The sequence below is a fragment of the Gluconobacter wancherniae NBRC 103581 genome (assembly GCF_007988885.1).
GTDB classification, from domain to species: Bacteria; Pseudomonadota; Alphaproteobacteria; order Acetobacterales; family Acetobacteraceae; genus Gluconobacter; species Gluconobacter wancherniae.
Window position 1 is genome coordinate 117526 of record NZ_BJUZ01000004.1, and the last position, 24521, is coordinate 142046.

General features: G+C 54.4%; 19 protein-coding genes. 9 read left to right on the forward strand and 10 right to left on the reverse strand.

What is annotated here, in order from left to right; all coding sequences use genetic code 11:
* Positions 1-165 precede the first annotated feature (165 nt).
* The gene (locus GWA01_RS12155) at positions 166-2481 is read left to right on the forward strand and encodes a TonB-dependent receptor (RefSeq protein WP_228118623.1); all 2316 of its coding nucleotides are present in this window, start codon (positions 166-168) and stop codon (positions 2479-2481) included.
* 25 nt (positions 2482-2506) lie between these two features.
* Complete coding sequence (locus GWA01_RS12160; protein WP_146798416.1) at positions 2507-4078, forward strand: alkaline phosphatase D family protein; 1572 nt, start codon at positions 2507-2509, stop codon at positions 4076-4078.
* Positions 4079-4106: 28 nt separating this feature from the next.
* Here GWA01_RS12160 and pnuC read toward each other — a convergent pair whose 3' ends face one another.
* Genes pnuC through GWA01_RS12175 form a run of 3 tightly spaced genes read right to left on the reverse strand, consistent with a single transcriptional unit; the run spans position 4107 to position 8149 of the window.
* Complete coding sequence (gene pnuC, locus GWA01_RS12165) at positions 4107-4685, reverse strand: nicotinamide riboside transporter PnuC (protein WP_146798419.1); 579 nt, start codon at positions 4683-4685, stop codon at positions 4107-4109.
* Between the two features lies 1 nt (position 4686).
* A complete protein-coding gene (locus tag GWA01_RS12170) occupies positions 4687-5829 on the reverse strand; it encodes a phosphotransferase enzyme family protein (protein WP_229316082.1) in 1143 nt (380 codons plus the stop codon).
* A gap of 1 nt (position 5830) precedes the next feature.
* On the reverse strand, positions 5831-8149 hold the full coding sequence (locus GWA01_RS12175) for a TonB-dependent receptor (RefSeq protein ID WP_146798523.1): 2319 nt from the start codon (positions 8147-8149) through the stop codon (positions 5831-5833).
* Between the two features lie 277 nt (positions 8150-8426).
* On the opposite strand from GWA01_RS12175, the gene GWA01_RS12180 reads away from it, so the two are divergent.
* From GWA01_RS12180 to GWA01_RS12190, 3 genes are all read left to right on the forward strand, one after another.
* Entirely contained in the window at positions 8427-10508 is a 2082-nt protein-coding gene (locus GWA01_RS12180) for a S46 family peptidase (protein WP_146798423.1), read from the forward strand.
* A 149-nt stretch (positions 10509-10657) separates the two neighbouring features.
* The gene (locus GWA01_RS12185; RefSeq protein ID WP_146798425.1) at positions 10658-11890 is read left to right on the forward strand and encodes an MFS transporter; all 1233 of its coding nucleotides are present in this window, start codon (positions 10658-10660) and stop codon (positions 11888-11890) included.
* 59 nt (positions 11891-11949) lie between these two features.
* Positions 11950-12489: a YdcF family protein gene (locus GWA01_RS12190; RefSeq protein ID WP_229316080.1), complete on the forward strand. Its 540-nt coding sequence runs from the start codon at positions 11950-11952 to the stop codon at positions 12487-12489.
* Here the strand turns inward: GWA01_RS12190 and GWA01_RS12195 are convergent.
* Positions 12483-13742 carry an AGE family epimerase/isomerase gene (locus GWA01_RS12195; protein ID WP_146798429.1) on the reverse strand — a complete coding sequence of 420 codons (1260 nt, stop codon included), beginning with the start codon at positions 13740-13742 and terminating at the stop codon, positions 12483-12485. The two genes, GWA01_RS12190 and GWA01_RS12195, sit on opposite strands and share 7 nt — an antisense overlap.
* A 169-nt stretch (positions 13743-13911) precedes the next feature.
* Between GWA01_RS12195 and rpe the strand changes: the two genes are divergently transcribed.
* From rpe to GWA01_RS12215, 4 genes are all read left to right on the forward strand, one after another.
* Positions 13912-14586, forward strand: a complete 675-nt coding sequence (gene rpe / locus GWA01_RS12200) for a ribulose-phosphate 3-epimerase (protein ID WP_146798431.1) — start codon at positions 13912-13914, stop codon at positions 14584-14586.
* Positions 14586-16229 (forward strand): heparinase II/III family protein, encoded by a 1644-nt coding sequence (locus GWA01_RS12205; protein WP_146798433.1) that lies wholly within the window; start codon positions 14586-14588, stop codon positions 16227-16229. Before rpe ends, GWA01_RS12205 begins: the two co-directional genes overlap by 1 nt.
* A 2-nt stretch (positions 16230-16231) precedes the next feature.
* On the forward strand, positions 16232-17350 hold the full coding sequence (locus GWA01_RS12210; RefSeq protein ID WP_146798435.1) for a glycosyltransferase family 4 protein: 1119 nt from the start codon (positions 16232-16234) through the stop codon (positions 17348-17350).
* Between the two features lie 142 nt (positions 17351-17492).
* Entirely contained in the window at positions 17493-18401 is a 909-nt protein-coding gene (locus GWA01_RS12215) for a hypothetical protein (RefSeq protein ID WP_146798438.1), read from the forward strand.
* Here the strand turns inward: GWA01_RS12215 and GWA01_RS12220 are convergent.
* From GWA01_RS12220 to GWA01_RS12245, 6 genes are all read right to left on the reverse strand, one after another.
* Positions 18398-19003: a response regulator transcription factor gene (locus GWA01_RS12220; protein WP_146798440.1), complete on the reverse strand. Its 606-nt coding sequence runs from the start codon at positions 19001-19003 to the stop codon at positions 18398-18400. The two genes, GWA01_RS12215 and GWA01_RS12220, sit on opposite strands and share 4 nt — an antisense overlap.
* A complete protein-coding gene (locus GWA01_RS12225; protein ID WP_146798443.1) occupies positions 19000-20106 on the reverse strand; it encodes a sensor histidine kinase in 1107 nt (368 codons plus the stop codon). Before GWA01_RS12225 ends, GWA01_RS12220 begins: the two co-directional genes overlap by 4 nt.
* Positions 20103-20660, reverse strand: coding sequence for a hypothetical protein (locus GWA01_RS12230; protein WP_228118622.1), 558 nt, complete (start codon positions 20658-20660; stop codon positions 20103-20105). Before GWA01_RS12230 ends, GWA01_RS12225 begins: the two co-directional genes overlap by 4 nt.
* A 172-nt stretch (positions 20661-20832) precedes the next feature.
* A complete protein-coding gene (tyrS, locus tag GWA01_RS12235; protein ID WP_146798447.1) occupies positions 20833-22074 on the reverse strand; it encodes a tyrosine--tRNA ligase in 1242 nt (413 codons plus the stop codon).
* Between the two features lie 167 nt (positions 22075-22241).
* Positions 22242-23636: a hypothetical protein gene (locus tag GWA01_RS12240; RefSeq protein ID WP_146798449.1), complete on the reverse strand. Its 1395-nt coding sequence runs from the start codon at positions 23634-23636 to the stop codon at positions 22242-22244.
* Complete coding sequence (locus GWA01_RS12245) at positions 23633-24514, reverse strand: ABC transporter ATP-binding protein (protein ID WP_146798451.1); 882 nt, start codon at positions 24512-24514, stop codon at positions 23633-23635. Before GWA01_RS12245 ends, GWA01_RS12240 begins: the two co-directional genes overlap by 4 nt.
* Positions 24515-24521 lie beyond the last annotated feature (7 nt).

A 24521-nucleotide genomic window follows, 5' to 3' on the forward strand; every position in this document is an offset into this window, starting at 1 on the left:
GCTTGCGCGAAAATACGAACCAAATGAATTCACAGCAATATAACGCATTGAGAATCGTTTTTCTATACCTTATGCCTTTGTTGTTCGTTGTTAATAATATCAACGATATTTTATAGTGATAAAGTGATCATGTTGGACGCATACTCGGTTTCTGCCCGGAAAAAGATGACAGGCTTCAAGGGGCGCATGGCGCTCGTTTCCAGCGTGGCGCTTTTTCCTTTGTGCAGCGCCGCGTTTGCCGAGGCGACGACCCCTCATAAAACATCATCCAGTCTTCCGGTAGCGCACGCGCACAAGCCTGTTGCATCAGCCAGGACCCACAAGACTGTACCTGCAGCACATGAAGCATCCCGCGTTGAGAATGTCGTCGTCACATCCGAGCGCCATGCTGACAGCCCACAGAATATTGGAACATCCATCAGTGTGATCTCGGCGAAAGTTCTGGAAAACAGAAACATCAATAATGTCTTTGATCTCCAATACGCTACACCATCACTGCAGATTCAGCCTTCCTACGGGAGTGGACAATACACTTATACGATCCGTGGCGTAGGGTTTAACAACTATTCAAGTAATAACTCTCCTACTGTAGGAATTTATATTGACGAAGTTGCCAATCCGGTTCCATTTGGCATCAACGGAATGATGTTCGACATGTCTCGTGTCGAGGTTCTTCGTGGCCCGCAGGGTACCCTTTACGGGCGCAATACAACCGGCGGCGCAATTAATTATATTACGAATAAACCCACGGACACATTGAAGGCAGGGATTTCCGGCCAATATGGACGGTTCGATAGCGGAAAGATTGACGGTTATATCTCCGGACCAATCAATGACAAGCTCAGCTTTCGTCTTTCCGGCCAGACGCAGCAAGGGGGTGCCTGGCAATATAACCCCGATAATGGTCAGCATCTGGGGAACGTCAATCGCGGGGGTGCTCGTCTTCTGATTGACTATGTTCCGGCTGATACATGGAAGATCGAACTGAACCTGCATGGAAGCAGGGATCGCTCTGATGCGACTGGCCCCTATGCATGGGCACCGATCACCAGCCTCAGTTCCACCAACCCTCTCCCTGCGTCGGCCAACCGATATGAGACACGATGGGGTACATCCAGTCAGTTCGCAAAAGAAGTAGGCATCAGCCCCGATACCAAGCCCTACAGCCACATTGACACGGGTGGCGTTAACCTTCGTGTAGAAAAGCAATTGCCTACATTCACGGTCACGAACCTCGCCAGTTACGACTACATGCAGCGCAACGAATACGACAATTTCGATGACTCTGCTCTTGCTTTGGCAGACGTCGCGTTCAAGACGCGCGCAAGCGTTGCTGCGAACGAACTTCGCTTTTCCTCTAATGATACAACGAGCCGCTTTCATTGGATCGGAGGCATTTATTACGCTCATCAGTGGCTGAATGATCGGTATCAGTCAGGCTTTGGCGCATTATATGGCCTGGATGGAGACGTCCGCTATTCACAGACTGTCAATACGATCAGTGGTTTCGGGCAGGTCACCTATGACCTTACCCCAAAGCTTCAGATCATCGGCGGTATTCGTATTGAGCACGAACATCGCTCTCTGGATAATGCCTACGCACATTATCTGTCGAATGGCATCGTTACCAATCCGGGAAATTACGTTGGAAAGCAGGCGCAGTCTTACACACTGCCTTCCGCCAAGTTTGGAATTCAGTACCATCCCTTCAGCCATGACATGGCTTATTTCACCTTCAGTAAAGGTGTGAAGTCGGGTGGTTTCACGGTTTATAACAGCTCTGATGTTTCCCAAATGACAAACCCGTTCAAGCCTGAACAACTTTATTCGTTTGAAGTCGGAAACAAGCTTATTCTTCCGCGATACAATCTGCGGGTCAATGCTGATTTCTTTTATTATGATTATATCAACCAGCAGGTACAATCCAAGGTCTACAGCCCGACCACAGGCTCGGCAATTGGTCTGTTCGTCAATGCGCCGCGCTCTCATCTTTTTGGTGGGGAATACGAAGTGGCATGGTCACCGCTACCTGGACTGAATATTAACCAGTCCGGTGCCTACGTAACTGGAGCGTTTGACAAGTTCAACACGGTAACCGGGGCGCAGAAGGTGAATGGAGTATGGGTAGGAATTACCCAGGATGTCTCCGGACGTAGCGAGGAAGTACCACGGTTCACGGCCAATGGTTCGGTAGATTATACGTGGTCTGTGGGCCGATATAATCTTGTAACTGGCGCAGATTACAGCCTCCGTACAACGAATCATTCTCTCACGACCGTGGATACAATTCCTGGTTACACCCTCTGGGGTGGCTATCTTTCCTTTGCGCCGAAAAAGGGGCATTGGAAAGTCGAAGGTATCGGGCGCAATATTCTGAACAAGCAATATGACGTCACGCGCGGGTATTTTGTGGGCGGAGATAATATTGCTGTCGCGGGATTGCCTGCCACATGGGAAGTCCGTCTGAGCGGCTCCTTTTAACGGATAAAGATCTGGAATTACGAAGATGCCAAATCTGTCTCGCAGGACGATCATCAAGGCTTTCGGGGCAGGGCTGGCTATTCCAGCTATCGGGCATGCTGAGAATTTTCGCGGCGGTAAAGACACTGTCTTTCCTTTCGGAGTGGCCAGTGGCGATCCGGCGGAAGATGGCTTTGTCGTATGGACACGGCTTGGAACTCTTCCGTTGATATATGGCATAGCTCCGGACTTGCCGCAGAAAGTGCCTGTTTATTGGGAAATTTCCGAAGACGAGAGCATGCACAGTATTGTGCAGGAAGGGCAGACTTACGCTGCGGCCATTAGCGGCTATAGCGTTCATGTCGAAATCCAGGGGCTGAAGCCTGGGCGACCATATTGGTATCGTTTTCGTGCCCAAGGTAATCAAAGTGGGATTGGCAGGAGCAGGACCTTCCCCATAAGCGGACAGGCAATCAGCAGTTTGCGTGTCGCAGTTGCGTCCTGTGCTCATTGGGAAATGGGCTGGTATTCCGCTTATCGACACCTGGCAAATGAATACCCGAATATTGTTCTTTTTCTGGGCGATTATATCTACGAGCACAATGCGCCGCCTGCTCGTCAGGGCCTGACCGTGCGATCGTATGGCGCATCTGAGGCGACTGATCTGGAGGGCTATAGATGGCGTTACGGATTGCAGAAAACAGATCCTGATTTGCAGAAAGCTCACGCGGTGGCGCCATGGCTCCCGATCTGGGACGATCATGAAATTGAGGATGATTATTCAGGGGTATGGCCATCGTCTCCAGAAGAAAGTGCAGAGGCTTTTCGCCGCCGTCGGCTGGCCGCATGGCAGGCCTGGTATGAAAATATGCCCGTTCGTAAAAATGTACGGATTGCTGATGGGGGTATGAGAATATATCGCCGGATAAAATTTGGTGATCTGGCGATTATTGATTTGATGGATGGTCGTCAGTATCGCTCTCGGCAGCCGTGCCCAGTTCCCCCGAAATATGGGGATGGTCGCATTATATCTGAAAGCTGCTCTGATTTTCATGACGCTCGGCGTACGTTTCTTGGCGTTGAACAGGAGCGCTGGCTTTACGATGGCTTTCGCGATCATTCTGCAGTCTGGACAATTCTGGCTCAGGATTTGAAGGTTGCACCTCTTCGATTTCCGTCGTCTGGGGGCTATAATTACTGGACAGATACATGGGATGGTTTTCCGCTCGCACGTGATCGCTTGACGCAGGCTCTCGCGAATTATGGGCCTCCAAATCCCATCATTTTCAGCGGCGATTATCATTCCTTTTTCGCCAGTAACATCCGCGCACGTCCCTATGATGAAAAGGCGCCAGTCGTCGCATCAGAGATTTTAGGAACATCCATAACGTCGCTAGGGCCGCCATATGAGGCCATACAGAAAGTGCTGCCGGAAAATCCCGATATCCGATTTTTTGACAGCCGAAAGAGAGGTTACGTCATAGCCGATTTCACACGACAGGCGATGACCGCAAAACTTATGAGCATTGCTGATGCCCGCGATGCACAATCTGAAGTCTCGTTAACAAGAACTTTCACTGTCGAGAGCGGCAGAAAGGGCTTCATTAATTCAAGCTGATTGACGATGGCCGCTCGCGACTGAAAAATTAGTTTTGAGAAAGGCGCAGATCAGTGCCTTCCAGCTTTCGCCATTTGTACGCGCCATGAAGGGCCAAAAGTACGAATGCGGAATATAATATGGCCGTTGGATACAGATCGCGTGCGACAAACAGCGCAACATAGAGCATGTCGATAACGATCCACAGTGTCCAGTTTGCGGGATAACGTCTTGCTGCCCAGAGTTGTGCGACGATACTGAAACTGCTGAGCGCCGCATCTGTGAATGGCATTGGATCGTCTGTCCAACGCTTCAGGACAATGCCCCAGAGTACGGCCCCCAACATCCCCAAAGCCATCCCGGATGCCAGTATTTTCCATGATGCAGATCTGATTCTTAAAGGCACGCTGTTTGTTGTTTCGTATTTCCAGTGCGCCCATCCATAAAGCAGACAACCACAAAAAACGCATTGAAGTGCTGCGTCTGCATAGAGCCGGGCATCCAGGAAAACCCAGCCGTAAAGCAAGGCGGCGGCAAGAGATACAGGCCAGCAGATCAGCCTGCGCTGAATGGTAAGCCACACACCCAGGGCACTGAGAAGGGCAGCGACAAGTTCAAGAGGCGCCATATCAGGAAGCCCCTAATACATCGCTCAGCCAAGCGAGCAGGCGTCTGCCTTCGTCAGCCTGAAACCAACGGGCATGCCCAAGAAGATATTCCTCATAAGCGACCTCTGCGGAAAATGGGTCCTGAACCAGTGCCTCGTAATAAGCGACCTCAGACAGCGCGAACTCAACATGTACGAGGGGCAGGAACGCACATACCAGAGCGCGTTCTGTGTCGCTGAGCTGGCGGTTGCGGGTGTATCCCCGAACGAGGGCTGAGATTTGATCGTGAAAAACCTTTTTTGTGTTGCCAATATCAAGCCATCTGATGCCACTGCGTTCGATTGCTACGGCAAGGTCGAATGTAGGGCATGTTCGGTCTGACATGCCGAAGTCAAAAATACCCGCTATTTCGGTATTTTGCGTATTTTTCGTCCAGAAAAGGTTTGATCCATGCCAGTCGCCATGTCCCCAGAATGTCTGGAGGGCAGGAAGTAGGGGTACGAGCAGGGTATGGAAGGGGGTCAGAGCCTCAGAGACATCCTGCTTCCACATCCTTTTATTTAGCGCCTGCCGAAGACCTTGCTGGGTTGGAATCCATTTTTCCAGACCACCCAGTAGCGATGGTGCGGTAAGTGCATCCATGCTCGAAAGAAGCAGTCGTCCTTTTCTGCGTGGTGCATCGAATGTGGCCGCGCTGAGATGCAAGCGCGCGAGCATTTCCCCCGCAGCACCAGCATCTACGGTGCTTTGATAAGGTTCCCATGACGGGGTATCGCGATAGGTATCCAGACCCTTCAGGGGCGCGAAAGCCTCATAGACCCATTCTCCAATCGTCAGTGACGGTGTGCCTGTGCAGGTCGAAAAAGGGCGACTGACTGGCATGCCCTGTAGAGCCAGGTGTTGAATAAACGCATGTTCTTCCGCGATGGCTGCCTGATTCCGTAGACGATGGTCGTGGCGCTTGAGAAAAACCTTTGTACCATTGTGTAGTTGGATCAGCCCTGTTGCCGAAAAGGGGCGCTGACCATGCCAGACAATATCTTCTGCTTCAAAATTCAGAGGATAATGTGCGAGCACAGTTTGCGCTTCGCTGAGGGTGAAAGGAGGCCAATCCCGTCGCGCCTCGACACCATGAACGCCAAACTGTCCGATCGCAGCTGACACCTCAGAACCCTGTTGATGCGGTGAAAAGAGCTGCAAATCCACCGCCGATATAATAACTCGGCGCACTTCCCTCAATTGTGGTGCCGTAACGCCCAGTTGTCTCCTTTGCATTGAGCGTCGTGGCAGCAACGCCGGACAAATAATGTTCGTTCGTAATGTTGATGAAATTCATGCGTAGTGTTGGGTGTTGCAGGCGCGATATGTCGGCAAAGCGATACCCCAAGGCAAGATCGCCCGTTGTGTGGTCTGAAATGCGCTCATCGTTCATAAATGTTGCGAATTGATGGCCGGTATAATGCAGCGTTGCTGTGCCGAAGATATGGCCATCATCGTAAGTCAGACCTGCGGACGCCTGCAGTGCCGGACTGCGGACCGCAATTTTACCGCGCGTGGGAAGCAGATCCCCATTGGATGCAATATCATTGTCGATCGTTGCGTGCAGATATTCCCCGGAGAAATATGGGCTGAAATGATGCCACGGACGCGTCCCGATCTCCACATCCACGCCGCGCGATGTCTGGCCACCTGCGTTGATTGTAGAAGAAATAAGTGCGCCGTTTTGTGAAACCAATGTCGAGATCTGCCGGTTTGTGAAATTGTAGTTGAAGAGCGTAACGCTTCCCACAATCCAGCGTCCGTTGCGGCGATATCCTATTTCTTCGGCAATAGAATATTCATTGCGGGTGTTGCCCGTTCCGGCCACTTCAAGAGCACCAGAAGACGGATCATACGTGTTGTAAAAAGCCGTCACATCAGGTGCGCGGAAATTGGTCGTGGCGTTCAGGAAGATTTGGTCCTGATCGGTAAAACGCCACCTCAGGCCTAGCCTGGGCAGTGGCACAGCGCTGTTCGTGTTGACATGATATTGCGGGCCGGGAAGAGCGTTAGTGCCGTTGCGTGACATCATGACTTCCTTGAAGCCCAGATCGATCGCCAGCCTGTCACGGAACAAAGAGATGTGGTCCCCCACGTAAAGGGCGCTTGTTTGGGAGATCGTATGATTACTTCCTCCCAGAAGCTGCTGTCCGTCCGAAAGGTGGATTGTTGCGCTATTACGCGTGGCCCAGATATCTGCTGATGCACCATCTACAGCGACGGATGTGAACGGTTGCTGCTCATTATCATCTGAATAATCGTACCAGTATCCTGCAACGAAGTCGTTCCATCCGACCTTGTAGTGAAGTGCAGATGTAAAGCCCGATCGATAGCTTCGCTGAGTGTAATTTGCGCGGACAACTGCCGTACCGTCCTGCGCGCTGGGCAGGGAAAGAACGTCCGACAGTGCTTGTGTTCCGCTATAGAGCCCGCTTTCGCTCAGGGTTGAACCGCCTGGCACGTTGCCGTAGGCGAATTGTGCGTAGGGCGTTGTGTCCAGCGAGAGATTTTCCGTCAGGCGCAGATGTATGGGGGCGCCTGCATAAAGTGTCCGCTCCGGCGCGCGCCACAGCCGCCAGTAATCGGTGCCTCCGTTGGCGTTGTTTACATCGTAGGTCGCGGCAAGGTTGTTGGAGCCGCGAACTCCGTCCTGTCTCCAGCTTTGCAGGGTGGCTTGTGGATAATAGCTGGTGATGGTGCTGTTCCACGTTCCAAGCAGGCTCACCCTGTTTCCAGATCCCCATTCTTTCAGGATCTTGAAATCAATATGGTGTCGCCCGTCCCGGCCAGGCCCGCGCCAGTTATCCGTTGCTCCGTGAGAGTAGGAAACAAAAGCACGTACGCCGGAGTGGCCGATCTCGCCGCTTTCCAACCTGATGAATTCGCGGTTGGTGTTGTAGGAGCCGTAAGAGACGCTGGCATATCCCCCTGCTTTTCGGGATGGGTCCAGAAATGTTAGTCTCATGAGACCGCCGGCTGCATTCAGGACCGGACTGTCCAGATCGGCAGAACCCTGCGCAAGAGCAATTTCCTGATAGTTTTCGCTGTCAGCGAACTGACTTGGATAGCCGCTGTAGTAGGCGATATCGTTGAGGGGCATCCCCTCCAGCACATACCCGATAGCGTCGTTGTTCAGCCCGCGCACTGTAAGGTTTGTGCTGGGCGAAAAGCCGAAGGGGTCAGACGTTGCAACATTCGCGCCGGGCAGCATTGCGGCAAGCTGATAGGCCGTGGATGTTGGGGACTGACGATCCATGAAATCACGATCCACCGTGCTGACGGAGCGTGTTCCCTGCTGTGGTCGGATGAGTCCCCCGCCGGGTTGATGATTTGAGGCGGTGTCCGAACTTCGATGAACGACAATGTGCTCTGCAGAGGCAGGTTTCTGGTCAATGCTTTTGGGGGAGGCACCCTGGGCGTGAGCCTGATCGACTACGCAGCCCATCAGGAGAGCGGGAAGGGACAGACCCGCATGAAGCAGTTTCCGCGCCCGAAAACCCTGTCGTAGAAGTAATGTCTGTCTGGCGCGCAATTGTTCTGTTCCCGCGAGCTTGTCTGTCTGGAGGCTTCTCATAGAGAAACGCAGGGCCGAAGGCGAATGTTCATCTCGCCCCGATTATGTGTCCGGCAGGCTTCGCAAATGTAATGTGGTGTCATGAGCACAGCCTGTGAAATCTGTATGGTCCTGTAACATATTCATCGCTCTGGAGATCCTGACCGCTATGCTGCATTTGAAACATATCGTTCCTGCGCTGCTTGTTGCGAGTACCGCACTGGGTACTGCCCGGGCAGAAGAAGGAATGTGGACATTCGACCACCTGCCCGTCCAGCAGATGCAGAAGCAATATGGATTCACACCTTCCGCAGAATGGATTTCCAATGCCATTCAGGCCTCGGCCCGTCTGGCGGAAGGCTGCTCGGCTTCGTTTGTTTCGGGTGATGGTCTGGTGATGACCAATCACCACTGTGCCAATTCCTGCCTGTCTGCGCTCTCAGACAAACAGCATGACTATTTTCATGACGGTTTTTCAGCCGCAGATCTCGCTAGTGAACCACAATGCCCCGGTATGGAACTGGATCGTCTGGATCAGGTGAAGGATGTCACCGGGCAGGTCGCAGCTCAGACGCAGGGCAGGCATGGTGCGGATTATGCCAAGACATTCCAGGCTGTAACGAGCACACTGACAAAGGAGTGCGCCCAGAACGATCCCAAGCATTGGCGCTGTGACATCGTCACGCTTTATCATGGCGGCCAGACAGCACTCTATCGCTACCGCAGATATCAAGATGTGCGCCTCGTAATGGCACCTGATCAGGATATTGCGTTCTTTGGTGGTGATCCCGATAATTTCACCTTCCCACGCTATGACATTGATCTGTCGATGCTGCGTGTCTTCGAGAACGGAAAGCCCGTTCATACGCCGTTTTTTAAGTTTGATCCTGCAGGTCCCAAGGCGGGAGATCTGGTTTTCACGTCCGGCAATCCCGGCAGTACCCAAAGAGCGCTCCCGGCCAGCGCCTTGATGTTCCAGCGTGATGTCGTTTTGCCCACGGTCATTGACTATTACTCCACACTTGAAGGTGCACTTTGGCAGTATTCACGTGAGAGCACGCTCCATCATGTAGATGCACAGGATATGCTGTTTGGGGTTCAGAACGGTTTGAAGTCTTTCTCCGGAACAGCGGCAGCTCTGCGCTCTTCAGATGTCATCGCAAAACGGAAACAGGAAGACGCTGCTCTGCAGGCCTGGATTGATGCCGATCCGGCGCGCCAGAAAGAGTTTGGCAAGCCATTTGCGAAAGTTGAGGAAGCGCTGGCGCTGCAGCGCAAATACTATGCTCATGATTTCGTGTTGGCGCGTCTTCTGCGTGGGCCATTGGGTAATGCCGCCATTCTGGTGTCCGCTGCATCGGAACTGCGTAAGCCGGATGCGGAGCGCCGCAATGGTTTCCACGATACGGAACTGACGGGTCTGGAGGCTGAAATCGCCGCCAGAGAGCCCAGCCATCAGGAACTGGATACGATGGTGCTGTCTCTTGCACTGACGACAATGCGTCAGGCGCTTGGTGAGGACGATCCGGATGTGCGTCTGATTTTGGGGACCAAAACACCCGATGAAAGAGCGGCTGAGCTCCTTCAGGGCACAAAGCTGGATGATCCTGCTGCGCGCATTGCGCTATACAAGGGGGGAGCAAAGGCCATTGCAGCCTCCACCGATCCGATGGTTATTCTGGCCCGTCAGCTTCAGCCAACCATGGACGCCATGCGCACGCGCCGCCGGGATAGTATTGATGCACCAATGCGTGAGGCGCAGGGAGCAATTGCACGAGCACAGTTTGCGCGTGCACAGGCCGAAGGCAAAGCCAGCGCGCTCTATCCAGACGCGACATTCTCGCCTCGACTGTCATACGGCACGGTGAAAGGCCTGACGGAGGGTACCAAAACCATTGCTCCGTTTACGGATTTCCGGGGCATGTATCATCATGCGACTGGAAGCGATCCATTTCGCCTGCCGCAGGTCTGGATGGATGCGAAGCCACATCTTGATCTGTCCACGAAACTGGATTTCGTTTCGACGAACGATATCGTTGGCGGAAATTCCGGCTCACCAGTTATTGATCGCAAGGGGCACGTCGTGGGCCTGATCTTTGATGGCAATAGCGCGAGCCTTGCGGGCGATCTGTATTACGACATCAGCAACAACCGCGCTGTGTCCACCGATACAAGCGCGATCATGGCTGCGTTGAAAGACGTCTATCACGCAGATGCCCTGGCGGATGAACTCACAAAAGGTCATCTCTGAAACCTGATACGATGGCCGGGTTTTTCGACGCCCGGCCATCCGTTCCGAATATGTGACCTCGACATCTGGTGCCCTATCCCCGACAGTAGGAAGATGTTCGCTATCTCCAACAATTCGCGTCTGTTGTGGGTTTTCGGTGCGAAGCTGTCATGAAGCAGATCTTCCGCTCCCTGCGTACGCGTAATTACAGGATATGGACGATCGGGTCGGTTTGCTCGAACGTGGGCACCTGGATGCAGTTCACGGCGCAGGACTGGCTGGTGCTCACGGCAATGACCCATCACGATGCAACTGCAGTTGGTATCGTGATGGCGCTTCAACTCGCGCCACCCTTACTGTTTCTCCCTTGGACGGGGCATGTAGCAGATCGTTTTGAAAAACGCCTGCTGCTGATGGGTACGCAGGCTGCGATGGGCACGCTGTCAGTCGGGCTTGGCGCTTTGATTCTTACCGGGCACGCGCGACTCTGGCACGTGGATCTGTTCGCGTTTGTGTTCGGATGCGTTGCCGCTTTCGATGCCCCCGCGCGTCAGACCTTCGTGGGCGAGCTTGTCGGGGAGGAAAATTTATCCAATGCGGTCGCCCTGAATTCCATGTCTTTCAACGTGGGCCGCATGATTGGTCCCGCTGTTGGTGGTGTCTGCATTGCGGAAATCGGCTCTGGCTGGGCTTTTGTCCTGAACGGCGCATCGTTTTTCATCGTCTTCATTTCCCTGCAATTTCTGCGCGTAAAAGAACTTTTCCGCAGCCAGCACAGGTCCCGGGAGACACAGGGGCTTCTGGCGGGTTTTCGGTATGTCTGGAAAAGGCCTGATCTGAGGGCCATTCTGGTCATGCTGTTCCTGATTGGAACATTTGGATTTAATTTCCCGATCTTCATCTCAACCATGGCCGTGCAGGTTTTTCATGTGGGCGCCCATGGCTACGGCATGCTGACCTCCATCATGGCAATGGGAACCCTGATTGGCGCAGCTCTTGCTGCGGGACGTGAAACTGCGACCTTTTCGACATTGCCGGTCGGTGCTGCGATTTTCACAGGCGGATGTCTTCTGGGAGCCTTCGCGCCGGATTATGCTGTGTTCGGGCTTGCGCTTGTGGTTCTGGGGATATCGTCTCTGACATTTACCGCCACCACAAGCAGCCTCATGCAGATGACAAGCGATCCGGGTATGAGAGGACGCGTGATCGCGATAAGGCTTGCCGTGTTTGCTGGCGGGACACCGCTAGGGGCGCCGATTGTAGGCTGGGTTGCCAATCACTTCGGCGCCCGCTGGGCACTTGGCGTGGGTGGTCTTGCTGGGGCGTCTGCAGCCGTCGTGGCTCTGATGTTTCTGGCTAAAGCCAACGAATCCGGAGCGCGGGACCGGATGGCCAGTAAATGAAAAAAAATCAGGGGGTGTATGGACACTTGCGCCGGATAATATTGGCGATAGGAAGTCTGGTGGTCATTTCCGTTATTTGGTTGGGAGGGATCGCCGTCAATGGCCTGCTGGCGCAACCTCACAAATCTGCGGTTGGGGTCATTTTCGGAACAGCAGTAACGGATGATGGCGTACCGAAGCCTGCACTGCGTGAACGCCTTCAGGAGGGCCTGAAGCTCTGGCAGGACGGCGTGGTTTCAAAGCTAATGGTCAGTGGCGCGGTGGAACACCACAATCACAAAGACGAAGCCCGCATCATGGCACAATGGCTCGAGGTCCACGGAGTACCGTCAGAGGTAATCATCGTTGATTCCCACGGCAACAACACGTGGCTGACCGGGCTGCATGTTGCCGCGCTTAAGGCCCCTTCCGCTGTGGTCATAACGCAGTGGTTCCATGTCGCCCGCGCGCAATGGGCATTGCGCCGGGCGGGAGTGGCCAGCGTATCAGGTGCATGGCCCCGGCATTTCAGGATGTCGGAGCTATGGTATCTCTTCAGGGAGGGGGCCGCGTTCCCAGTTTATATCGTGACCAAGGTGCGGCCGGAGTTTCTTCAGTAAGGAACGCCCATTTCCTCTATTGCGGTTGCCAGTGACGGGCTCAGCGGCAGCATTGGCGCCAGAGTAGCCTGATAGGCGTGATAAAGATCTGACTTACCCTGATAAATATGCTCGGATGGCGTGCCGTTGGATTCCACTTCGTTGAACCAGCTTCCGCGATCACGGTCGATCAGCGTGGTGTCGATATAATCCCAGATCGTGCGGTACCACTGCTCATAACGTGCATTTCCGGTCCGTTTGTAGAGGTTTATGGCAGCCGTCATCGCCTCGGCCTGAGCCCAGTGTGCGCGTGGGTGCGCATGTGGCTTGTGGCCCCAGTCGATTGTGTAGACGAGCCCCGGGAAGCCGTCCGCGTTCCAGCCTGAACTCATGCCTTTTTCGAATAGCGCCTTGGCATCGTGCAACATCCAGTCGGGTGCGTCCTGTCCATTACGAAGGAGGGCTGCTTCAAGTTTGAGAGTGAGGTGAGACCACTCGACGAAGTGCCCGGGTGTCATGCCAAACGGGCGCAGGGAGTGGAAAGGCTGGTCCTGATGATAATTTTGCAGGAGGGTCCAGTCGCGGCTGAAATGTTCAGGCATGGCATACCCCTGTGTCGGGGCAAGCTCGTGTACGAAACGCGTGACAATTCTCAGTGCACGATGCAGCCATTTGAGATCGCCCGTGACGTCGGCCAGCGCCATACACATTTCGGTGGAGTGCATATTGCTGTTGGCACCGCGATAATCTTCTTCGTGAGACCAGTCTGCGGAAAAGCTTTCCCGCATGACACCCTCTTTTTCGCACCAGAAATGCGTTTCGATCTGGTCAATTGCATCATCCAGAAGCTCTTGTGCGCCCTCGGTGCCAATCAATGCGGCTGATGACGCTGCAAGTGCTACAAAGGCATGAAGATAGGCCTGCTTTCGGCCTTTCTCTTCATCTGGCGTGTCCATCCAACCACCATGCTTCATGTCTCTGAAGTCATGACGCAGGGTGTTTACGCCATGTGTGACCAACGGCGCACATCCTGGAAGCCCCTGAAGCGCAGCCATGGCGTAAGCATGTGTGTAGCGGGCGGTGAGGGTCGCATCCGGGGTTTCATCACCCGACAGATTCCCGTCCATATCAAGTGCTGCAAAACCTTTTTCAACACAGGCATTTTTCGAGAAATCGAGCAGTCGACGGCCCTGCACCTGAAGCCATGCACGGTGAGAAGGCTGGCGGATCCATGCGTCCCGACTCAGAAGAAAAGGGGACAGGCGGTCAGACATCGGCTTCTCCAGATGAAATGCGATGGAATTGAGGTTGCTGGGGTCAACACGCCTCACACGTCACAGGGTTGCGATTACAGGACACCAGATCGCGAGACAGTGAACGCGCTGCAAATGAAGACGTTTGTATATCTTGCGTGACCCGCTCCCATTGCCGATACAGGTAGATATGACACAGCGTCCTTCGATCATTGTTGCTCCAAGCCTCCTGGCCGCCGACTTCTCCCGCCTGGGAGAAGAGATGGCGTCAGTCTCTCAGGCGCCCTGGCTACATCTGGATGTCATGGACGGGCATTTTGTCCCGAACATCTCGTTCGGACCGCCGGTAATTGCCGCGCTGAGAGCGCACAGCAAAGCCAAGTTCGATACACATCTTATGATCGAGCCTGCCGATCCGTACTTGGAAGCGACTGCGAAAGCTGGTGCGGACCACATCACAATTCATATCGAAAACGCGCCACACATCCATCGTAGCCTTCAGACGATCCGTGCTCTTGGGTGCAAGCCCGGCGTTGCCATCTGTCCAGGTACGCCGCCTGAGGCTCTATCCGAAATCATGGACATGGTGGACATCATTCTCGTGATGACCGTGAATCCCGGTTTTGGTGGCCAGAAATTCATTGAAAGCCAGCTTTCCAAAATCAGTAAGATTGCCGGGATGATCCGCAGCAGCGGTCGTGATATCGTGCTGGGTGTGGATGGCGGAATTGATCCTGAAACTGCTCCGCGTGTTATAAAGGCAGGAGCCACGATGCTGGTTGCAGGTTCTTCCATTTTTGGGAAGAAAGATCGTGAAGCTGCTATTCGTGCACTTGAAGCAGTGCGGACGGAAGATACTGCTTGATGCTTTTTCGCCGTTGGACACGGGGCGCACGTCTTTCCATTGCGCGTCTGCCTGTTGGTATCCATGCGCCAGAACGCCCTGCGCATACCTATCGTGACCCTTGGGTTGGTGATGCCGAACAGGGGGCCCGCCTCATCGCAGGCTATTTCCTGTTCGATGGCAAGGAATACCGTCTTCCACGAGGAGATTGGGAAAGTGGCCCCTGGCCTGAAACCGTGCGTGAATGGCTGCATGGCTTCACATGGCTTCGTGATCTGCGAACACTGGGTAGCGATGACGCAAGACTGACGGCGCGTGCGCTCGTGGCGGAATGGATCAATCATCCGCCTACGGACCCGCTTGTCCGCGATGCCTGTGTCACCGGATCGCGGCTGGCGGCGTGGCTGGGGAATCATGAATTCTGTACGGCCTCAGCCGATACACGTTTTCAGCGTCGTCTAATGGATCGTGTTCTGGTCGAAGGCCGCACCGTTGCAGCTCTTCTTCCACTTCCCGCACAGGGATGGCGCAATCTGACTGCCCTTCGTGGATTGCTGGCTGCGGCTATGGCAGCACCTGAATATTCAGGCTTCATGGCCAGGTATCTGCGCTACCTTCAGCCTGAACTCCAGCGCCTCCTTCTCGCAGATGGTGTGGGCGCAGAACGCAGCCCCGAAGCACAGTTTCAGATCGTCCGGGAACTGGCCGAGATGTCGGGGATGTTCCGCACGACATTTTCTGATGTGCCACCCGTAATAAATTCCGCGCTCGACAAGGCGTGTCCTGTGCTGCGCGCCCTGCGACATGGGGATGGTGGTCTTGCGATTTTCAACGGTGCCTCAGAGCGCCGTTCTTCGGACATTGAGGCAGTTCTGGCACAGGGCGAGCGCCAGCGTGTAATTGTGCCGGCAATGCCCTTGGGGCGCTTTACACGTCTGTCACTTGGCCGTTCCATGCTGATCGTCGACAGTGGACCGCCAGCGGCAGCGGGATATGACAGGACCGCACATGCCAGTACGTTGTCTTTTGAATTTTCCCACCATCGCCATCGCCTTTTCGTCAATTGTGGCAGTGCCCTGTCAGGCGGGTGGAACGCAGCTCTGCGTGGAAGCCCGGCGCATACGCTGCTTGTTGCCGATGGCAAGTCATCGTCGGATTTCGGGGCAGATGGAAGCGTCACGCGCCGCCCGGCGCATGTGACGTGCGAGCATCAGACAAATGGTGAAGCGCATTGGCTTGACCTGTCCCACGATGGATACCACGCTCCATTGGGCGCCAAATGGAGCCGTCGTCTGTATTTTGGTGCGGATGGTGAGGACCTTCGTGGACAGGAAGTCATCGAGGGAGAGCGTGAAGTCAGCTTTGCCCTGCGGTTTCATGTGCACCCCGCCGTTCAGGTCACGCAGGATGATGAAGATGTCATTCTGCGCGTAGATGGCATGATCTGGCGCTTTCGTCAGGAAGGCGGCGTGATGAACGTGGAAAGTAGCGTTTATCTTGCGCGGGGTCGTCTCGAAAAAACGAAGCAGATTGTTGTAACCGGTTTGCGTATCGCGGCTCTTCCTGTCGCTTCGGAACTACCCAAAGACGCTGACAAGCTCACTGAGGCGCCAAAGACAATGCGCCAGTCGCTTACATGGGGGCTTGAGAGGGTTCCAGAATAAACATGAAGATCCTTCAGGTCACGAATGTCGATTTTGCCTTACGGCAGTTTGTTCTGCCGCTGATGCAGGGGCTTCGAGACGCCGGACATGACGTTCAGGGCGCCTGTGCGGACGGGCCGCATCTCGCTGCCGTTCGTTCTGAAGGATTTGTTGTTCACAGTGTGCCAATGGCCCGTTCGCTCTCACCTGTTGCGCAGTTTCGGGCTTTTGTTGCGTTGGTGCGGTTGATCCGACGTGAAAAACCGGATCTGGTTCATGGCCATATGCCCATCAGCGGAATTCTAGCGCGTGTGGCGGCCAAGATCTGTGGAACGCGCGTCATTGCGTATACCTGCCATGGCTTTCTCTTCAACCAGCCGGGTTCATGGCGCAGGCGCGGGCTTTCGCTGGTGTTGGAGGCTATCGCCGGGCGATTGACCAATCTCTACATGACGGTCTCCTCCGAAGAGGCCGCCGATGCCAAACGTCTGTATCTGAATGGACATCCCATTGCCGTGGGAAACGGGCGAGATCCGCTCCGATATCATCCTGATCCGGTCGTCAGAGCTCGCGTGCGAGCAAAGCTTGGGGTTTCGGAGACGAAGCAGGTTGTCATCGCAGTGTCGCGGCTCGTGCGACATAAAGGATACCCGGAACTTCTCAGGGCCATGGAGGCCGTTCCAGACGCAGAGTTATGGATCGTGGGAGAGCGGTTGCCATCTGATCATGGAGATGATCTTGAGCCGGTATTTGCGCGGGCAAGAAGCAAGTTGGGGCCCCGGCTTAGGATGCTGGGGTATCAGGAAAACGTGGCTGAATATCTAATGGCGGCAGATATTTTTGCGCTGCCTAGCCATTTCGAGGGGCTGCCCATGTCTGTGATTGAGGCGATGCTCACAGGGCTGCCTGTGGTAGCAACGGATATCAGCGGCCCTCGGGAACAGATCGTCCACGGGACAACTGGCTTTCTCGTGGAACCTGGTTTGAGCGGGCCACTGGCGAGAGCACTGAACAAGCTGACATCCGATCAAGCCGCAGCCGCGAAAATGGGGAAAGCAGGCAGGGCGCGTGCGATTGAGAAATACAGTGAGAAAACAGTCATCTCACATATCGTTGGTCTGATTGACGGCAGTTTGAAATAAATTCCGGCTGCATAAAACCAGCATGGACTTTTTGGAATATACGCCTGAGCGTGTGCAGTGAATAAATCTGCCAAATTATAAAGGTGTTTATAAGTTTCGGACTATTTTGTTCAGGAGATTATGGTTCAGTCAGGACGCATCAATGTCAATTTCACCATATGTTCAGGGAATGTCAGGTGCATCGGCGGAGCAGGCCGGACAGAACGCGCGACCTGCTGAAGCATACCGGAATAATGCCCTCAGAACGGCAACATCATCCCAGCCGCCAAATGCTCAGGGGAGCGCTTCGGAGGCCTATGCTTCTGACGTTAATGCGCTGGCTGGTGTGTTCAGCAACGCCGCAGCAACGATAAATAGCTCAACAGCATCACCTTCGCAGCAGGTGGACGCCTTGCTGAGCGTTGTCATGACCGTTCTGGATGCCCAATCTCCAAGCGGTGTTGCGCCTACTGTTCAAGGGCTTGGGGATGCATTTTTTCAGGCAACCCAGGGGAGCCCCCTCATGAAAGTGGCGATCTCTCTCTCATCGCCTGCAATGTCCGGCGAGGTATTGAGCGACCTTTCGACAGCACTTCTTACAGCGCTGTCGAAACCCGAAAATACAGGAATGCTGGCTCGTTTTTTCGATGTGGTTATGGAAAAAAATACGTCTTCCATTGATGTATCTTCCGCATACTCAATGAGACGGCCGATCGCGCTGGATACCGGAGCCGTAACTATTGAACAGGATGTGGTAAGCAGCTTTGTCGCGATGCAAGGGACAATAATCGGTAATTCTTCTTCTCAGATGCTGCCCACTACTCCCGAACAGATCAATGTCCTACAGCAGGAAATAGCCGGCGCTTTGTTCTTGAAGGCAAATTCCCGGCGCCCCACCGGGGGCGTCGAACATGCTGCGAGCGGTAAGAGGCCAAAATGCTGTAGATCGGACGCAAAACATCAAATCGAGCAGAACAAGGATTGCCGGGTGAACTGCAAATTCGCTTCGTCAACGGCCGGAATATCTCCGGTACTTTCTTCCAGATCTTTCCTGTCGCTTCTACGCGACTAAAGCCATCCATTCGCACGGGCGATGCGCCCGGCTTCAATGCGGTTACGGGCATCGAGTTTCTGGACGATTTCAGAGAAATAATTTCGGACCGTACCCGCAGAAAGCGAGAGCTTTTCAGCAATTTCTCGGTTGGTGTGACCACCTTCTGCCAGACGCAGCATGGAGCGCTCCCGTTCCGAGAGTGGGTCGGGCAGGGCGTCCCAGACACTCTCTGCCAGATCGGAAGCAATCGCGCGGCCGCCTGCGTGAACCTTGCGAATGGCGTCAGCAAGTTGTGTGATGGGCGCGTCCTTGAGCATGTATCCCCGGACGCCTGCCTGCAACGCACGCCGCAGATATCCCGAGCGTGCGAAGGTCGTCACGATCATGACCTTGGTGGGTATGCTCTCAGCGCGCAGATGTTCTGCCAGTTCTATGCCCGTCATCCGGGGCATTTCGATATCGGTAATCAGGACATCCGGCTTGAGCGTCGTCACAAGGTCCAGCGCCGCCTGACCATCAAGCGCACGCCCGACAACCTCGATATCCGTCTCCAGGCTCAGGAGCGCTTCGAATGCGTCCAGAAGCATGGCCTGGTCTTCGGAGATAACAAGTCGGATCATGAGGCAATGCTCGCTTTAAGGGTAAGGCCGGAATGTGTTTGATGAAGGGAGAGCGAGCCACCTGCTGCGGCAAGGCGGGCACGCATACCCTGTAGGCCGTTTCCCTCTGAAATTGGAACGGGGGCACTACTCTTGCCATCGTCTTCCACTTTGATGGCAAGGGCGTGACCTTCTGGGTCGCATTCAAACGAAATCATGCATCGACGGGCATTGGAGTGCCGGATAACGTTGGTAATTGCCTCGCGCAGGGCCATGGCAAGGACGCTGCTTTGAGGTTTGTCCAGAAGGTCTTGTTCGCCCTGAATGGTCAGTGCGATGCCCGCGGCCTCGAGCGCTTTGCGAGTGGGGGTCAGTTCCTGCTGTAGTGATGTGCCATTCATGCCTGAGACGGCCTGGCGGACTTCATGCAGGGATGTGCGGGCAATTTGTGTGATGTCTGCAATCTCACGCTGCGCGCGCTCCGGATTTCCAAGAAACAGTCGTTCAGCAAGCTCAGCCTTGACGGAGATTACCGTCAGGGAGTGCCCTAGAAGATCATGCATGTCCCGTGCGATGCGCTCGCGTTCGGCTGTTGCGGCAAGCGTTCTGATTTCGTGCTGTGCCTCCTGTAGCTGCTGGTTCCTGTACCCAAGTTCCCATTGCATCCACGTACCGACATAAGTCACGAGACTCAGAATGACGCCCACCGTTGCTTCTATGGCAGAGCGATTGGCGAAGTAGCAGAAAGAAAGCAGGGCACACTGCAGAAGAATAATCGTGGCTATGGAATGGCTGCGCTTGCGGATGCGGGCAGACATTCCGGTAGCGTAAATATTGTAAACTAGCCAGTCCCCGTGCGTCCAGGCCGTAGCAAAGCCCAGAAAAGCGGTCATGATGATTTCAGGAAGGCCGTAGGTTTTGTCTTTCCGGTATGGCGAAAAATAGAGCGGCAGAAAGACAAGGAGCGCGCAGAACGAAAACAGGAGCTGTGATGGCGTGGGCTTGTGGTGGATGAACCATGGCACCGGATACAGCAGAAGGTAGCTGAGATAGGCGATCCGATACCTGTTCAGGTTTTGCCCACCGAAGCGAAAGACCTCTGGTGCATCCGACACAGCATTCATTGAGGAAGTGCCGCCCCTGAAGGGGAGCGAAACACGATGCCGGAGCGCCAGAGGCGGGCGACACAACCGAGCCAGATGGCGATCGCCGTACCAAAGCCTGCAACTTCCATATGAAGAGGCTCCTGCAGAAGAAACGATAACACGGAAACAGACACGATCACGCTCCCCACGACGTAATGAACGGGCTCGTTTAAAGCCTTCCCAAGCGGAAGATAGGATAGCCCAATCACAATGCCCAGCAGAGGTAAAAAGAGTGGCATGTGATGTGTGGCATGTGCCCACCATGAAGCCGCGGTGATCAAAACGATACGCATGATTTTGACCTTACGCATCAATTCCCTGTCGCCCGGGACTTCAGGGTGACGCAGGATGATGTCGCGGTGAACAAAGCCTGCAAGCAGCGGCAGGCTGACGAGTGCGATCACCAGCAAGACAGGCACGAGAGGCAGCCTTGCTGCCTGTGCGCCACGTGTAGCCCATGCCAGAGCAAATAACAGCCCGAATACATCACTGAACAGGCCGCGCCAGTTCTTTGCGTCTGTAGTCACAACCATCTCGTCCTCACTACATGTCATGCAGGCGCGAAGGACGTCTGGCTCTGATTGCCCGCCTTTAGCCTGACAAGGCAGTCCAGGATCACAATGATCCGGGTCTTGTTCCTCCTATCATAGCAGTGTGCCATGACAGGAGGATGGGTGCAGTGTCAGACTGTTTGAGTGACAGATGTCATACCGGGCGAACGAGAATATGCTTTTTCTTGCCCGACGAAACCTTCAACACACCATCCTGCAAATCGGACGCTGAGAAGACATGGTTTTCATCTGATACGACAGTATCGTTCACGCGTGCGCCGCCGCCGCGGATCAGGCGCCGGGCCTCTCCGCCGCTTGCTGCCAGTCCTGCTTCCTGAAACAGGCGGAAAGCAGGTACACCTTCCGTCAGCAGGGCTGCTGGAACTTCCTGCTCGGGAAGTGCGGCGGCTTGCATGGAACCCTGTTCGAAAACACGTCGGGCGGTCTCGGCAGCTTCTTCTGCGGCAGCACGCCCATGGCAGATTGCCGTCGCTTCTGTGGCGAGGATCTTTTTTGCTTCGTTGATTTCCGAGCCTTCAAGCGCGCTCAGACGTTCGCATTCCTCGACAGGAAGATCAGTGAACATCTTAAGGAAGCGCCCGACATCGGCATCTTCGGTATTGCGCCAGAACTGCCAGTATTCAAAGACCGGAAGACGCTGGGCATTGAGCCATGTGGCGCCCTTTGCGGACTTACCCATTTTTGCGCCGGATGACGTCGTGACGAGGGGAGTTGTCAGGCCAAAAACCTGTTTGGCATCGGTGCGGCGGGTAAGGTCGATACCTGCCACGATATTCCCCCACTGATCTGACCCGCCAAGTTGCAGGACAGCACCGTGGCGGCGGTTCAGTTCGCGGAAATCATAGGACTGGAGGATGGAATAGTTGAATTCCAGGAAGGTAAGTCCCTGTTCGCGGTCCAGCCTTTGTTTGACGCTCTCGAACGAGAGCATGCGACTGACGGAGAACTGCACGCCAACATCCTGAAGAAGGCCAATGTAGGAGAGCTTGTCGAGCCATTCGGCATTGTTGGCGAGGATCGCGCGATCGTCCGAAAAGTCCAGGAACTGACGCAGGGACTGCTCAATGCCTGAAATGTTGTGCGCGATTGTCTCGTTAGTGATCAGGGAGCGCGCTTCATCACGGAAAGACGGATCGCCGATCTTGGCCGTGCCGCCGCCCATGAGGGCTATGGGGCGGTTCCCGTGTTTTTGCAGCAGACGCAGCATCATGATCGAGAGCGCATTGCCGACATGCAGGGAGTCTGCGGTTGGGTCAAAGCCGATATACGCCGTGATCGGTCCAGCCAGAAGTGCCTCGTCAAGGGCTTCGAGATCGGTGCACTGAAAGATCAGGCCGCGTGCCTGAGCTTCAAGGAGGAACGGACTCTTTGGCATGGATTGTTAATGCTTCTGCGCTGTCATGAAGGAAGGACATCACCCTAGCACAGACCGTCGTAAATCACGATCAGGAGCGCAAAGCTGATGAACCTGTCTCATGTCAGTGCATGCGAGCGGCAGATTTTAGGGCGCATGAAACAGGCTGCTCGTATCGTTATGGCCGGTTATTCGCTACCGAACGGCCAGTCTGAGCGGCTGATGCGGCGTGGTGCCATAAAATAACAAAATCCGCCGACCAAAACGGCTACGATCGTAGCGATCCCAAATACGCTGCTTCCCAGCACGAATGGATTAACGATTTGCGTCAGGAAAATGCTCACAAACGAAGCGGCAACTACTAATCCCTTGGAAGGTGCATGCCCGGAAAGGAATGCGAGCGCCGGAACAAACGCCAGACCCGTAATGCAGGCAATGAGTTCCACGGTGATCATGAGGGCGTGTGGGAAGGTATAATGAGCAAGAATAGCGAATGGAATGACCAGACTCAGGGTACGCAGAGAAATCGTCAGCAATGAGCGCGACAGCGCTGCTTTAAAAACCGAACGGACGAACTGAAGGCGGCTCCCAAAGCGACCCGTAACGAAAAGTATGGGCCAATGCTCACGATGGATAAGCCAGTTATTGGTGCATGCGATCGTGATCACGAGGGTGCGCGCTGCCCATATCCATCTGTGCGTGAAGCTGCCATGGCCGCCAAATAGTACCGCGATCACCGTTGCGATGAGCGGTATAGCGATGCAACTTGCCAGAACATCAGCCCGCAAGGAGAGCGGAATGCTCGGTGCAAGAAGCATCTGACTAAGCTCGTACTGCCCAACCCGGTGGAATACTCTTTTAGGCGTTTCCCGTTTGCCGCTTTTTGTTTTGGAGCGTGCAGAACGTGCATCGCCGATATGGGCGGGTTGATATACGCGGTTCGGAAGGGTGAGAACCGTAAACGCAAGCACAGTGGAAAGTGCAATGCTGCAGGGGACGGTCAAGAAGGCAGGCCTTGTCACCATCCATAGCTGGGCGCCGGGAACCAGGGAAAGGATTACGAATGCAAGAAAGAGCACTATGCCCACGATCACAGGGATCAGTCGTTTTCGGATAGAGCCAGCCTGACCGGGGCTATACCAGCCTGCCAGAGCTGGAATGCTGTTAAAAAGGACAAAGAAAAGGCAATCGTGGAAGGGGATGCCCGCGATGGTCATGACCGCCGCAAAAAAAAGCGGGATCATGCATGCCCAGATTGTTGCTGCTCTCGCCTCAGCCTGCGCAAGTCCGGGAATGGAGGGTGCCTGTGATGCGCCAACCTGACTGGAAGCATAGAACTGGATACAGTTCTGGACGAAGTTAGGCCCGATGAAAAAACTGAACAGACCGCTATCGTGCAGCACTTCTGCAATAGGGTGGTGCGCAAGTTTGTGTCTGATGCTGAATGCATTCACGAATGCTAGAAAAATGAAAAGAAGGCCCGAAATCACCATCGGGTTTCCGCGCCAGAAAGCATTGGTGCCGTATATGCTCAATGCAGATTTCAGCTCACGTCTGTCCTGAGATGAAAAATTACTTTTCATCTTGGAACGTCTCCTGACGGAGGTGCTGTGATTTCAAGAAAAGCATCTTCAAAGTCCGGAACGGAAATCAGCGTTTCCTGTGGCAGTGCAAAGTGATCCCTGTAGCCATGGACTAGAAATCCGTCTGGTCTGGACATAAGGATCTGGAGGTCTGCTGGAAATGCTTCCAGCAGACGCTGAGGGTCCGGGTGGGTCAGGGTGCGTGTTTCGGCGTGGAAAATCTCGGTTGGGGTATCAAGGACGACGCGTCCCTGCCGTACAAAAAGAAGGCGCGAACACAGGCGCTCCAGGTCCGAAAGAATATGGGACGAGATGAGAATGCTCGCGTTTTGCCTGCGACGGTAGTCGTTCAACAGATTCATGAAATCACGGCGCGCGTGAGGATCGAGGCTTGCTACAGGCTCGTCCAGCACCAGAAAATCGGGCTTGTGCTGCATGGCCAATACAATAGCCAGACGCTGCTTCTGCCCGCCTGAAAGGGCGCGGACATATTTGTTTGGATCAAGATCTGCCCATTGCATAAGCTGTGGGTCAGGATCAGAGACGTTTTCGTAGAATGCAGAAATGTAATCAATGAGTTGGCGGACGCGAAATGTTCCAAATCCAGACATGGTCTGGGGAACGAACCCTGTCCTTGAGCGGGCGCTCCGAGGCAGGTCGACCACATCTTCGCCAAAAATTTTGATGCTGCCGCTGTCGGCCATCAGGAAGCCCATAAGGCAACCGATCAGCGTGGATTTTCCAGCGCCGTTTCGCCCCAGAAGCGCCACAGTCTCGCCGGGAGCAATCGAGAAAGAGACGTTATCCAGCGCTATGAAGGAGCCGAAGCGGCGCGTCAGGCCTGAAACCTGTGCGGGAAGAAGGGGCTGAGCTGTCATGTAACAT